We start from the raw sequence: 12,323 nt of genomic DNA, 5'->3' as shown, positions 1-12,323 counted from the left end.
AAATAATCGAATTGGCAAAGGATAGTTAAACTTTTCTGTTTAGGCAGGCTGCTTCCATTTTATATTGCAGCCTATGCTTGGCTTTTGAATTTCATTCAGTGAACGATTGTAGATTAAGGCATCAATAGCGCTTCGCAAATCACTTCCGCTCAATGGGATTCCATTGCCGGGTCTTGAATCGTCTAACTGACCACGATAAAATAAACGGTTCTGATTGTCGAACAAATAAAAATCGGGTGTACAGGCTGCATCATAAGCTTTGGCAGCTTCCTGAGTTTCATCAAATAAATAAGGAAAATCAATTTTGTTTTTCAAAGCAAACTCGGTCATCTTTTCAGGAGAATCTTCTGGATATTTTTCGATATCATTACTTGAAATGGCAACAATACCAAGTCCCTGAACCCGATAATCGTTTGCAATCATTACAATTTCATTAATCACATGAAGTACAAACGGGCAGTGGTTACACATAAAAATAACAAGAGTTCCTTTTGATCCTTTTAAATCTTCAAAAGAGTAAATATGGTTTGAATTAGTGTCTTTTAAAGAAAATTCGGGAGCAATGGTTCCAAGCGGAATCATATTTGAAGGAGTTCTTGCCATTTTTACTTGAATTAGTTATTCAAAAATAACTTTTAAATTCAGTAAAAGAAAGAGAACAGGAATAAAAATATCCAAAGAAATTATATGTAGTGAATAAAGTCTTTGGATATAGATTGAAATTTTATGCGCTTAGAAATTCAAGTAAATCTTCGTTCAAACGATCTCTTTCAGTGTAGAATAGTCCGTGTGGAGCTCCTTCATAGACCATAAAAGTATTGTTTACTATTGCAGCCGCCGTTTTTTGAGAGCTCGATTCCATAGGTATATTTTTATCGTCACTGCCATGAATGATTAAAGTAGGAACTTTGATAGCATTAAGTTCGTCTCTAAAATCTGTAGTCGATAAAGATTCAGCACATTTGAGTGTAGCTCTTGGTGAAGCGAGAGAACATAACATTCTGAAATGTTCTAACAAAGGTGTGCTCAGAGGTTTGTTGATTATATTTACTCCAAAAAAAGTTTTACCAAAATTCTCAAGAAAACCTATTCTGTCCTCTCTGATTGCTTCTGCGGTTGCTTCGCCTTTTTCTCTTGGACGTCCTTCCGGATTGTCATCTGTTTTTAATAAAAAAGGAATTATGGATGAAATTAAAGCTGCTTTTGTTACCCCTTTTCCGCCATGACGACTGAAATAACGAACCACTTCGCCGCCACCCATTGAAAAACCAACAAGTGTAGCATTTTCTAACTGAAGCTGTTCAATGATTTCATATAAATCATCTGTCAGAGTATCATAATCGTAACCATCCCACGGCTGAGAGGATTTTCCAAAACCGCGACGGTCGTAGGCGATAACTCTGAAGTTGTTCTGAACTAAAAACTCAATTTGATATTCCCACATTTCGTTTGAAAGTGGCCAGCCATGAATTAGAAAAACAGGTTTTCCTTTTCCGTAATCCCTAACATAAAGCATTACGTTTTTGGCTGTTTCTATGTATTTATCGGTGTTTTGAAGTTGTATGTCAAAATCAGAATCTCGTAGAGAAGGGCTGGCATTCAGTATACTATTTTCCATTTTATATTTTTTACAATTAAGTTCAAAGAATGATTAGTAAAATTAAACGCAGTCTAAAAAAAGTGGTTATAGAATTAGGAGCAATAGTTACAAAATTTATAGGTTTGTAAATAAACAGCATTATTATGGATTTAACCTGGAATGAATTTGAAAGAACCGATATGCGTGTTGGGACTATTATTGAGGCAAATGATTTTCCTGAGGCAAGAAAGCCGGCTTATCAGTTGACGATTGATTTTGGTGCTGAAATAGGCATCCGAAAATCATCGGCTCAAATTACCAAACGTTATCAAAAAGAGGATTTAATTAATAGGCAAATTGTTGCGGTTGTAAATTTTCCTAAAAAACAGATAGGTAAATTTATGAGCGAATGTCTTGTTCTTGGAGCTGTAGGCGAGGAGGGAGATGTAATTTTACTGGCTCCTGATTTTAAAATAGAAAATGGATTACGAATTGGATAGTTTTAATTAACACATAGAAGCATAGTTTTTATACCCTTTTTAGTTTTAAATCTATATTTCTATGTGCCAAATAAATTTGTTAAGTATTAATTTTTTCAATCAATTTCTGTAAAATCAACTGCCCTTCTTCCCAATACTTTAAGTCAGAATCAGAGTTGATATGCCCTTGTTGACCAACGTTTACAAAATCGCTTCCCCATTTTTCAGCAAAATATTTTTTTCTTTCAAATGTTGCATAAGGATCATTTTCACTTGCTACTACAATGGATGGAAAAGGCAAAGTATATAAAGGCATCGGCGAAAAATTTCGGATAACTTCGGGCGTGTGTTCAGGCGAGTCTACATCTGCGGGAGCGACCAGTAATGCTCCAATAATATTTTTGTTCGAATTGGTTTGTGCCCAGTGCAATACCAAAGAAACTGCCAGACTGTGTGCGACTAAAATGGTAGGGTGTTGAAGTTTAGAAACTGTTTCATCAAGACGTGCAATCCAGTCTTTGCGAAGCGGTTCATCCCAGTTGTCCTGAACTATACGAATTGAGTTTTTAAATTTTTCATGCCAAAAGGTCTGCCAGTGCTTTTCTCCTGAATTTCCAAGTCCGGGTAAAATTAAAAGTTGTGTGTCCATTGCCGTGGATTTTATTTTGGTGTAATTATTATGTCGATAAAAATAATAGAATTTAAATATATAAAAAAAGTCCAAAATGCTGAACATATTGGACTCGTACTTTTGGAAAAGTTATATTATATTAAATATCGTCAAAATCGATATCTGTAAAGCTTGATCTTTGACCTTCAGATTTGTCAGATCCGTATTCTTTTTTGAAATCTTTTTGGTGTCTTTCAGATATTACCTCTTCACCTTTGTGGTTTAATACATAAGAAGTCATTTCTTCCAGTATTTCGGCAAATGCACTAAAATCTTCTTTGTATAAGTAAATTTTGTGTTTTTTAAAATGAAAAGAACCATCTTCTTCAGTAAATTTTTTACTTTCTGTAATCGTGATATAATAATCGTCAGCTTTTGTAGCTCTCACATCAAAGAAATAAGTTCTTCTTCCGGCTCGTAATACTTTAGAAAAAATTTCTTCTTTTTCTAACATTTCATTTTCTCTCATAATACGTTCTATCATTTTTTGGAATTAATAGTACTCAAAAATCATAAAAAATTATCTATTACGCAACATTTAAAGTAATTCTTTTTCCGAAAGTTGTTTTAAATATAACGATGAATAATAACCTTCCTGATTTATTAATTGATTATGAGAACCTTGTTGTATTATTCGGCCATCTTCCAGAATAATAATTTTGTCTGCATTTTTTGCAGATGATACCCTATGGCTGACAATTATAGTGGTTTTGTTTTTGCAGATTTCAAATAAATTATTTAAAATAGTTTCTTCGGTTTCTGTGTCAACGGCCGATAGGCAGTCGTCAAAAAGTAAAATAGCAGGATCTTTGATAAGTGCACGGGCAATTGAAACGCGCTGTTTTTGTCCGCCCGAAAGTGTAATGCCTCGTTCTCCCAAAACGGTATCATATTGTTTGTTGAAAGCGATAATGTTATCATGAACTACTGCATTTTTTGCAGCCTCAATTACTTCTTCATCAGTTGCATTTTGATTTCCGAATTTGATATTATTTTTAATGGTATCCGAAAATAAAAAAGCATCCTGAGGCACGATTCCGATGTTGTTTCGTAAATCATTTAAATTTAAAGTGCTTATTTCATTTTGATCAATTGTGATTCTTCCTTCGGTAACATCATATAGACGTGAAATTAAAGATAAAATAGTTGATTTTCCAGAGCCTGTTTTGCCCAAAATAGCAAGCGTTTCTCCGTTTTTTACCGAGAATGTTATGTTTTTTAAAGCTTCGATATTAGTGTCTTCATAAGTAAAGCTTACATTTTCAAAAGCAATCGAACCTTCTATTTCTGATGGTTCCGGATTGTTATTTTTGATTTCAGGTTCAATTTTTAAAAATTCATTTAAACGTTTTTGGGAAGCTTCTGCCTCCTGAACCATTGATGAAACCCATCCTAAAGAAGCAACAGGCCATGTAAGCATATTTACATATAAAATAAATTCGGCAATAGTTCCGATATTAGGGATTGTTCCGTTAATGTACATGACACCTCCAAAATAGATTACAACCAAATTACTGATTCCGATAAGGGCAATCATCAAAGGGCCGAACAATGACTGAACTTTAGCCAGGTCTAAGCTTTTCTTTTTACTTTCATCGGAGAGATCAACCATGTTCTTTTGATGCTGATTTTCTAACGAATATGCTTTTATAACCCTGATTCCGGAGAATATTTCCTGTGTAAAACTCGAAACTTTTGATAAATATTGCTGAAAAGTGGTACTGCGTTTATTGATTTCAGAACTCAGTTTAAAAATACAATAAGATAAAAGCGGAAGCGGAAGAAGGGTGTATAAAGTCAATAACGGAGAAACATTATACATGTATATAATTACGATTGCAAAACGTATAAATGTGTTGATTGTGTACATTACCGCCGGACCAACGTACATACGAACTTTTGAAATGTCCTCACTAATACGGTTCATCAAATCTCCCGTTCTGTTTTGTTTGTAGAAATTTTGAGAAAGATTCTGGTATTGACTGAAAACCTCATTTTTTAAATCAAATTCAATATGACGCGACATTACAATTAAAGTCTGACGCATTAAAAAGGTTAAAAATCCCGCCACAATCGCACTTCCTATGATTAGTAATACGTTATGAATTAAATCCTGTCTGTAATAGCCAATAATTATCGAAGATTGTTGGTCGGCATCAGATAATTTTAAGAATTTTTCAATAGTGTCAAAAGACTGGCTGACCAGTTTCGGAGTGAATAAGAAAAATATTTGTGCGATTATAGTGATTAAAATTCCAAAAGAAAAACTGTATTTGTACTTAATGAAATATTTGTTTAAATAGCTTAATTCTTTCATTTTTTTAAGAAATGTGATGCTGAATTGATTTAAAATTTTGAATTATTATGAATTAAAATTATAATAATTTGCGCTTTAATCAAAACAATTACATTGTAAAATTATTAATTTAAAGTTTAAAAATTAGCACATGTGTATTTTTTGTGTATGTTTGAGTTGTCTTTTTGACGAATTCGTAATTTTAACTAAATAACACTAGCGCTATGGATGCAACTTTCGCAACTGGAAAGGAACTTCAAAAAATGGATCCCGTTTTTGGTCAGTTATCTTTTAACGATCACGAACAAATTGTATTTTGCAATGACAAAGATACAGGTTTAAAAGCAATTATTGGTATTCATAATTCGGTTATGGGACCAGCTTTGGGAGGTACAAGAATGTGGAATTATGGTACTGAATGGGAAGCTCTGAACGATGTTTTGCGTCTTTCAAGAGGTATGACATATAAATCTGCCATTACCGGTCTTAATATTGGTGGAGGTAAAGCAGTGATTATTGGTGATGCTAAAACGCAGAAAACACCTGAGCTAATGCGTAAGTTTGGTGAATTTGTTCATTCTCTTAGCGGAAGATATATAACAGCGGAAGATGTTGGAATGGAAACCAAAGACATGGACACTGTAAGAGATGTAACGCCTTATGTTACTGGAATCTCTGAAGAAAGAGGAGGAGCAGGAAATCCTTCGCCTGTTACAGCTTACGGAGTTTATTTAGGAATGAAAGCGGCTGCGAAAAGTCAGTTTGGTTCTGATGTTTTAGACGGCAAAAAAGTTTTGGTTCAGGGAATTGGACACGTAGGTGAAACTTTGGTTGAATATTTAACGAAAGAAGGGGCCCAGGTAACGATTTCTGACATCAATGAAGAAAAATTATATCAGGTTGCTCAAAAATATAATGCTACTATTTATACTGGTGAAGATTTGTATACTGCAGATGTTGATATTTATGCGCCATGTGCAATGGGAGCTACAATTAATGATGCTACGATAGAAAAAATTAAGGCAAAAGTGATTGCGGGTGCTGCAAACAATCAATTAGCAGATGAAAATGTTCACGGTGCAAGATTACAGGAAAGAGGAATTTTATATGCTCCTGATTTCTTAATCAACGCTGGTGGAATTATCAATGTTTATGCTGAATTGGCAAACTACGGCAAAGCTGAAATCATGAGTAAAACCGAAAATATCTATAATACTACTTTAGAAATTATTGATTTTGCTGCTAAAAACGGAATCACAACTCATAAAGCAGCGCTTACAATTGCTCAAAACCGTATCGATCAAAGAAAAATCGAAAACAGTAAAAAATAATTTTAAACAATAGTTTAATTCTCTAATCTCAGTTTTTAGTTTCAGTCTGTTGTTGTTGCAGCTGTTACTGGAAACTGAGATTTTTTTTAGACTGAAACTGAATTGATTTTTCAGGACTTTTTTTATCAGATTAAATTTTAATATAATTGCTTTAATTCTTATTTTTGCAGACTAATTTTTAAAAGTTCTTACAAGGTGGTAAATAGAAGACACTTACGCGTTAAAGTTATGCAATCCATTTATGCAATGCATCAAAGCGGTTCTGATAATCTGGAAAAAGAAGAAAAATTCCTTTTCTACAGCATAGATAATATTCAGGATTTATATTTAATAATGCTCTCTTCATTGATTGAAATTTGCAAAAAAGAATCAGTTTTTTTACATCTTTCAAGCAAAAAGCACCTTGCTACTGCAGCAGAACGTAATCCGAATGAAAAATTTATAAAAAACAAAATTTTTCAGCTTTTGGCAGAAAGTAATTCTCTTAGTATCGCTTTAGAAAATCGTAAAATCAATAACTGGTCTTTAAATGATGATTATATCATTTTGCTTTTGAATGATATTAAAGCAAGTGATTTGTATAAAAATTACATGAACAATTCTGTAAATACGTTTGAAGAAGACAGACAGTTTGTAATTGATTTGTTTGAAAATGTTGTTGTTCCGAATGAAAAATTATATGAGTACCTGGAAGATGATAAATTGACATGGGTTGATGATATTCCGGTTGTAAATACACATATAGTTAAACAATTAAAAGCAATTAAAACGGAAGATCCGGATGCTTTTAGAGTTCCGAAATTGTATAAAGATGTTGAAGACAAGGATTTTGCAAAAGATTTGTTTAGAAGAACAGTTTTAAATGAAAAGGCTTTTGCAAAAGAATACGAAGATAAAACACCAAATTGGGATAGTGACCGTATTGCGGAAATCGATACCATTATTCTTAAAATGGCGATATGCGAGTTTATCAAATTCCCTTCAATTCCAGTAAAGGTAACTCTTAACGAATATTTAGAAATTGCAAAAGAGTATTCTACACCAAAAAGCAGTATTTTTATCAACGGAATTTTAGATAATCTTGTAAAAGAGCTTACCGCTAATAAAAAGATGGTTAAGGTTGGAAGAGGTCTAATGTAATTTGAAATAAATTCCAAAAATCAAATAACAAATTCCAATGTCTCTCTGAGGGGAGTCGAAGAGCAAAAAAAGAATATTTTAAATATAAATCAAAAACAGAATATAATTATGGGACAATTAGGTCAGTTTGCGCCATTCCTTTTAATGTTTGTGGTAATCTATTTCTTTATGATCAGACCACAGCAAAAAAGAGCAAAAAACGAAAAAGAATTTGAAAGCAGCCTAAAAGTAGGTGATAAAATAGTGACAAAAAGTGGTTTCCATGGTAAAATTGCTGAGTTAGCTGAAACTACTGTTGTAATCGAAACAATGTCTGGAAAATTAAAATTAGAGCGTTCTGCTATCTCAATGGAAATGAGCGCTGCTTTAAATGCTAAAAAGGCTTAAGTTTTTTTAAATTCCAAAAAAATATAAATCCCAAATTCCAAAGGAGTTTGGGATTTTTTTTGGATTCTTTTTCACAATCCTGTCATGACAAAAAAGCCTTTATCAGTTTAAAACTTTGATAAAGGCTTCGTATAAGTTTGGAATTAGGAATTTAAAAATTGAAATTTCTAAACGTTATCTGTATTTATCATTCAGTCCCACATTCGCCAAAATCATCGGAATCACTTTTTCGATTCTGGATAGTTTGGTTTTTTCCTGTTTAGCTGTTTCAATATATTCTAAAAACTCATATTGTTTGTAAGGGGAAAACTTCTGAAACGCTTCTTTTAAAGCTGGATTTTGTGTCATTTCTTTTTCTAAAAGTTCAGAAATAATTGCTTCTTTTTTGGAAGGTTTGATAACTTTTCCCTGCTTTTCGTTTTCAATTGCTTCGTGAATGTATTCTAAAACTTCCTTTTCATTGACTTCATCTTTCGAAGTAAAACGCCATTGACGCAGAGATTTTGTTAGATTCTCCTGAGCGTTTATCAGTTTCTTTTTTTCGTCTTTCAGGAAAACCCCGTTGAAAAACCAAATGGCGAAATAATCTTTAAATCCGCCAAGACCGATTACGTTTTTCTTTTCATAAACATAAACCGGACCACCCCATTTTGTAGTTTCGGTCAGTTCGGTTTTGTCAATAATCGATTTTAGGAAAAGTAATTCTTCTTCCCATTTGTCGCCGTATTTCCAAATGCCTTTATTTTCGGATTTTGATTCCAATTATTTTCTTGTTTTTGATTTTTCAGGTTTGTCAAAAATACCCGGAATTGCAGTCAATTCAGCAATTTTTACAATAACATCTGTAGCTTTCTGTATGCTTTCTGCAGGAACGTATTCGTATTTACCATGGAAATTATGCCCGCCCGCAAAAATGTTCGGACAAGGTAATCCCATAAATGACAATTGAGAGCCGTCTGTACCGCCACGAATTGGTTTGATGATTGGTTTTATATTCAGTTCCCGCATTGCTTTTTCTGCAATATCCACAATGTGTTTTACAGGAAGCACTTTTTCTTTCATATTATAATACTGATCTTTAACTTCAGTAATTACAATATCTTCTCCATATTGTTTAGCGAATTTTTTATTGAATTTTTTGGCAATCTTTTCGATTAATTCTTTTCTTTTTTCGAATTTTTTCCTGTTATGGTCGCGGATAATCAATTCTAAAACAGTTTCTTCAATGTTTCCTTTTATGTGATGTACGTGAAAGAAACCTTCATAACCTCTCGTTTCCTGTGGTGTTTCTCCTTTTGGAAGTTCGTTGATAAAATCATTTGCAATTAGCATAGAATTGATCATTTTTCCTTTAGCATAACCAGGGTGAACGCTTTTTCCTTTAAAAGTAATTTTAGCTCCGGCAGCATTAAAGTTTTCATATTCCAATTCGCCAATCTGGCTTCCGTCCATGGTGTAAGCCCATTGTGCGCCAAATTTTTCAACATCAAAATGATGTGCACCACGGCCGATTTCTTCATCTGGGGTAAATCCAATTCTGATTTTTCCGTGTTTAATTTCAGGATGCTGAATCAGATATTCCATTGCGGAAACAATTTCTGTAATTCCGGCTTTATCGTCAGCCCCTAAAAGAGTCGTTCCGTCGGTTGTAATGATTGTCTGCCCTTTATATTGTAATAAATCCTTGAAGTAATTCGGAGATAAAATGATGTTTTTCTCAGCATTTAGAACAATATCTTTTCCATCGTAATTCTCTACGATCTGAGGTTTTACATTAGCGCCGCTAAAATCCGGAGAAGTATCAAAATGTGAGACAAATCCAATAGTTGGAACTTCATGCTCAACATTGCTTGGCAGGGTTGCCATGATATATGCTTTGTCGTCTATAGTGACATCTTGGAGACCAATTGTTTTTAGTTCTTCAACTAATTTATTGGCAAGATTCCATTGTTTTTCTGTACTAGGTGTTGTTTTTGAATTTGGGTCTGATTCAGTATCAATTGTTACATAACTGATAAAACGATCGATGATATGCTGCATTTTTTCGAATTTTTAGCAAATATAGAAAAAAAATCTGCCGTAAAATTTAGTTTTCAATATCTGAATTAATAAAAAAAGGGACTCTGTAAAGAATCCCTCCTGGCGTTTTTAAGTTTATTATTTACTTTTTACGCATCTAAAACCTACGTGATTAGCAGCTGATCTGATTTCGCCTTTTCCTCTGGTTCCAACCATGTATCGGGTGCAATATTGATCGGTACATAAAAATGAACCGCCACGGTGTACACGTTTTACTTCAGAAGGATCGTTTGGGTCATAATAAGCATCTGGTCCTTGCGGATTTTTGGTTACTTTGCCACTTTCGGCTAATGATTTGTAATATTCTACACTGTACCAGTCGTGTACCCACTCCCATACATTTCCGGCGATATCATACAAACCGTATGCGTTTGGAGCATATTGTTTTGTTGGTGCAATCCCTTTAAATCCATCTTCACCGGTATCACCATCTTTGATAGGAAAATGCCCCTGATAAATATTGGCCTGAAATTTCCCGTTAGGTTTTAAATTATTTCCCCATGCATAAAGATTACCGGTTTTACCGCCTCTTGCAGCAAATTCCCATTCTGCTTCCGTTGGAAGTCTCTTTCCTGCCCATTTTGCGTAGGCTTCAGCATCTTCGTACACTACATGAACTACCGGATATTTTTCTTTTCCTTTAATAGAACTTTGAGGTCCTTCCGGATGTTTCCAGTCTGCACCCGGTTCATAACGCCACCATTGCAGGAAATTATTCAGATTGACTGCGGATGAGGTCGGAGTGAATACAACAGAACCCGTAACTAAATCTTCTTCGCTTGCCGTTGGAAATTCCTCTTTCGTGGGTTTTTGTTCAGCCACTGTTACATAACCTGTTGCTTTTACAAATTTTTCAAATTCTTCATTGGTTACTTCGGTTTCATCCATATAATAACCATCAACATACACACGATGAATTGGGGCTGCGTCTTTTGTAACCCCTTTTATACTGCATAAGCTTTCGTCTTCAACATTTGATCCCATCGAAAATTCGCCACCCGGAATCCAGACCATGCCTTTTGGAGCCTTTCCTGCAGGTTTGTTTTTGTTCTCAATAGTTGGTTTAAATGCATTTGCCTCGGTTGTGTCAGGTGTTTCATGGCATTCTTGTACCACGACTTCTTTTTTAGGTGTATGAACTAATTTTGTATATCCAAATGCGATTGAAATAATGGAGATTGTAAGTATGCCGAAAATCCAAAATGTTTTGTTTTTCATTGTAATAATTTTTAAGCGAATTGTGGTTGTCAATAGGGTGATAAAATTATAAAAATAAGATTAAATTACTCTATTTATTTTATAGAATTTATAGAGTAATTTTTTTTAACTCTCTTTTTCAACCGAAACAACTTCATATTTATCCTTTCCATCAACTTGTACTGGCTGGTAATAGGTTTCGCCAAACTTTACATATTTTGCATCACCAATTGTTACTTCTTCACCGCCTTCGGGTAAATTATCAACGATTGTTCCGGCTGTTGGAGCGACTACGGTATACTTGCCTCCATCTTTTTCATAATATGTTCCTCCGTAATAATAATTATTAACAGTTCCTGTGTTGACGGTCTCTGCACCACTTGGAATGTTATTTACTGTGCCGCCAACAGGTGCAGGAACAGCAGTGTAACCTCCGCTTGTAGAGGTATACCAAACTCCCTGATCATAATGATATTTGTTATTTTCAACACTAACAATAATAGCTGTAGTTGCCAGAGTTGCTACAAAAAAGCCCCATGGATGCCAAACCGGTCCCCAATAAAATGGTCTGTAAGGACGCGGATAATAAGGGTGATAGCAATTATATCTGTAGCCACCATGTATATAAGGAGGGCGAACATAAGGTCTGGGACCTGGTCTCACAATTGTATTGCGATTGTTACGGACATGGACACTGTTGTTAACGTTAATATTGACATTGTTTCTGTTTCTATTAACTGTATTACCGCTTATTTTGGTGTTTTTGTTACCCGAATTATTGATTCTGTTCCCTGAATTTTTATTTCTGTTATTAGCGGTGTTTTTATTATTGATTTTTGTGTTAGAAGTACTAGAGGGCCTGTTTATTTTGGTCGCACTATTGTTAGTTTTCGGTCGGGATGCAGACTGATTTACTGTCGGTCTGGTCTGTGTGGCTGGTCTTACAGGTCTTGCTTCTCGAGTTTGTCTTGCCGGAGATGCGCCACTGGTTTTGTGTACGCCTCCACCGCCTCCTGCTCCGTGAAAACCTCCACGGCCACGCTGTGCAAAGCTGTCAATCGAAATCAAAGAAAATGATACGGCTAAACACATCAATGCAGTTTTTTGTATTGTAGTTGTTATGTTTTTCATTTTTAGTGTTTTAGTTTTATAAAGTTATTAAAAA

The 12,323-nt window shown here is 34.3% G+C and carries 13 protein-coding genes; 4 read left to right on the top strand and 9 right to left on the bottom strand.

Annotated features, from left to right (window positions below):
* Positions 1 to 39: 39 nt before the first annotated feature.
* A complete protein-coding gene (locus tag GWR14_RS13960; protein WP_163409695.1) occupies positions 40 to 603 on the bottom strand; it encodes a thioredoxin family protein in 564 nt (187 codons plus the stop codon).
* A 121-nt stretch (positions 604 to 724) separates the two neighbouring features.
* Complete coding sequence (locus tag GWR14_RS13955; protein WP_163409694.1) at positions 725 to 1,618, bottom strand: alpha/beta fold hydrolase; 894 nt, start codon at positions 1,616 to 1,618, stop codon at positions 725 to 727.
* 125 nt (positions 1,619 to 1,743) lie between these two features.
* On the opposite strand from GWR14_RS13955, the gene GWR14_RS13950 reads away from it, so the two are divergent.
* Entirely contained in the window at positions 1,744 to 2,079 is a 336-nt protein-coding gene (locus tag GWR14_RS13950; RefSeq protein WP_163409693.1) for a tRNA-binding protein, read from the top strand.
* Between the two features lie 79 nt (positions 2,080 to 2,158).
* Here GWR14_RS13950 and GWR14_RS13945 read toward each other — a convergent pair whose 3' ends face one another.
* The 3 genes from GWR14_RS13945 to GWR14_RS13935 form a co-directional block, all read right to left on the bottom strand.
* Complete coding sequence (locus GWR14_RS13945) at positions 2,159 to 2,707, bottom strand: RBBP9/YdeN family alpha/beta hydrolase (protein ID WP_163409692.1); 549 nt, start codon at positions 2,705 to 2,707, stop codon at positions 2,159 to 2,161.
* A 121-nt stretch (positions 2,708 to 2,828) separates the two neighbouring features.
* Entirely contained in the window at positions 2,829 to 3,197 is a 369-nt protein-coding gene (locus tag GWR14_RS13940; protein ID WP_163409876.1) for a PUR family DNA/RNA-binding protein, read from the bottom strand.
* Positions 3,198 to 3,266: 69 nt separating this feature from the next.
* Positions 3,267 to 5,045 carry an ABC transporter ATP-binding protein gene (locus GWR14_RS13935; protein ID WP_163409691.1) on the bottom strand — a complete coding sequence of 593 codons (1,779 nt, stop codon included), beginning with the start codon at positions 5,043 to 5,045 and terminating at the stop codon, positions 3,267 to 3,269.
* Positions 5,046 to 5,248: 203 nt separating this feature from the next.
* On the opposite strand from GWR14_RS13935, the gene GWR14_RS13930 reads away from it, so the two are divergent.
* From GWR14_RS13930 to yajC, 3 genes are all read left to right on the top strand, one after another.
* On the top strand, positions 5,249 to 6,355 hold the full coding sequence (locus GWR14_RS13930; RefSeq protein WP_163409690.1) for a Glu/Leu/Phe/Val family dehydrogenase: 1,107 nt from the start codon (positions 5,249 to 5,251) through the stop codon (positions 6,353 to 6,355).
* Positions 6,356 to 6,583: 228 nt separating this feature from the next.
* Entirely contained in the window at positions 6,584 to 7,495 is a 912-nt protein-coding gene (gene nusB, locus GWR14_RS13925; protein ID WP_163409689.1) for a transcription antitermination factor NusB, read from the top strand.
* A gap of 108 nt (positions 7,496 to 7,603) precedes the next feature.
* Positions 7,604 to 7,882, top strand: coding sequence for a preprotein translocase subunit YajC (yajC, locus tag GWR14_RS13920; protein ID WP_163409688.1), 279 nt, complete (start codon positions 7,604 to 7,606; stop codon positions 7,880 to 7,882).
* Positions 7,883 to 8,056: 174 nt separating this feature from the next.
* Here yajC and GWR14_RS13915 read toward each other — a convergent pair whose 3' ends face one another.
* From GWR14_RS13915 to GWR14_RS13900, 4 genes are all read right to left on the bottom strand, one after another.
* Positions 8,057 to 8,644: a YdeI/OmpD-associated family protein gene (locus GWR14_RS13915; protein WP_163409687.1), complete on the bottom strand. Its 588-nt coding sequence runs from the start codon at positions 8,642 to 8,644 to the stop codon at positions 8,057 to 8,059.
* Positions 8,645 to 9,922: a peptidase T gene (gene pepT, locus GWR14_RS13910; RefSeq protein ID WP_163409686.1), complete on the bottom strand. Its 1,278-nt coding sequence runs from the start codon at positions 9,920 to 9,922 to the stop codon at positions 8,645 to 8,647.
* Positions 9,923 to 10,039: 117 nt separating this feature from the next.
* Positions 10,040 to 11,179, bottom strand: coding sequence for a formylglycine-generating enzyme family protein (locus tag GWR14_RS13905; RefSeq protein ID WP_163409685.1), 1,140 nt, complete (start codon positions 11,177 to 11,179; stop codon positions 10,040 to 10,042).
* A 105-nt stretch (positions 11,180 to 11,284) separates the two neighbouring features.
* Entirely contained in the window at positions 11,285 to 12,289 is a 1,005-nt protein-coding gene (locus GWR14_RS13900; protein WP_163409684.1) for a DUF6515 family protein, read from the bottom strand.
* Between the last annotated feature and the right edge of the window lie 34 nt (positions 12,290 to 12,323).

It is taken from the genome of Flavobacterium ajazii (assembly GCF_010614725.1).
Classification (GTDB): Bacteria; Bacteroidota; Bacteroidia; order Flavobacteriales; family Flavobacteriaceae; genus Flavobacterium; species Flavobacterium ajazii.
Note: the sequence above shows the minus strand (reverse complement) of the source record. Positions and strands in the feature narration are given on the sequence as shown.

Coding starts and splice junctions, on each gene's coding strand:
- yajC (WP_163409688.1), top strand. CDS start 7,604: ATGGGACAATTAGGTCAGTTTGCGCCATTCCTTTTAATGTTTGTGGTA.
- GWR14_RS13945 (WP_163409692.1), bottom strand. CDS start 2,707: ATGGACACACAACTTTTAATTTTACCCGGACTTGGAAATTCAGGAGAA.
- GWR14_RS13900 (WP_163409684.1), bottom strand. CDS start 12,289: ATGAAAAACATAACAACTACAATACAAAAAACTGCATTGATGTGTTTA.
- pepT (WP_163409686.1), bottom strand. CDS start 9,922: ATGCAGCATATCATCGATCGTTTTATCAGTTATGTAACAATTGATACT.
- GWR14_RS13960 (WP_163409695.1), bottom strand. CDS start 603: ATGGCAAGAACTCCTTCAAATATGATTCCGCTTGGAACCATTGCTCCC.
- nusB (WP_163409689.1), top strand. CDS start 6,584: ATGCAATCCATTTATGCAATGCATCAAAGCGGTTCTGATAATCTGGAA.
- GWR14_RS13955 (WP_163409694.1), bottom strand. CDS start 1,618: ATGGAAAATAGTATACTGAATGCCAGCCCTTCTCTACGAGATTCTGAT.
- GWR14_RS13950 (WP_163409693.1), top strand. CDS start 1,744: ATGGATTTAACCTGGAATGAATTTGAAAGAACCGATATGCGTGTTGGG.
- GWR14_RS13935 (WP_163409691.1), bottom strand. CDS start 5,045: ATGAAAGAATTAAGCTATTTAAACAAATATTTCATTAAGTACAAATAC.
- GWR14_RS13930 (WP_163409690.1), top strand. CDS start 5,249: ATGGATGCAACTTTCGCAACTGGAAAGGAACTTCAAAAAATGGATCCC.
- GWR14_RS13905 (WP_163409685.1), bottom strand. CDS start 11,179: ATGAAAAACAAAACATTTTGGATTTTCGGCATACTTACAATCTCCATT.
- GWR14_RS13940 (WP_163409876.1), bottom strand. CDS start 3,197: ATGAGAGAAAATGAAATGTTAGAAAAAGAAGAAATTTTTTCTAAAGTA.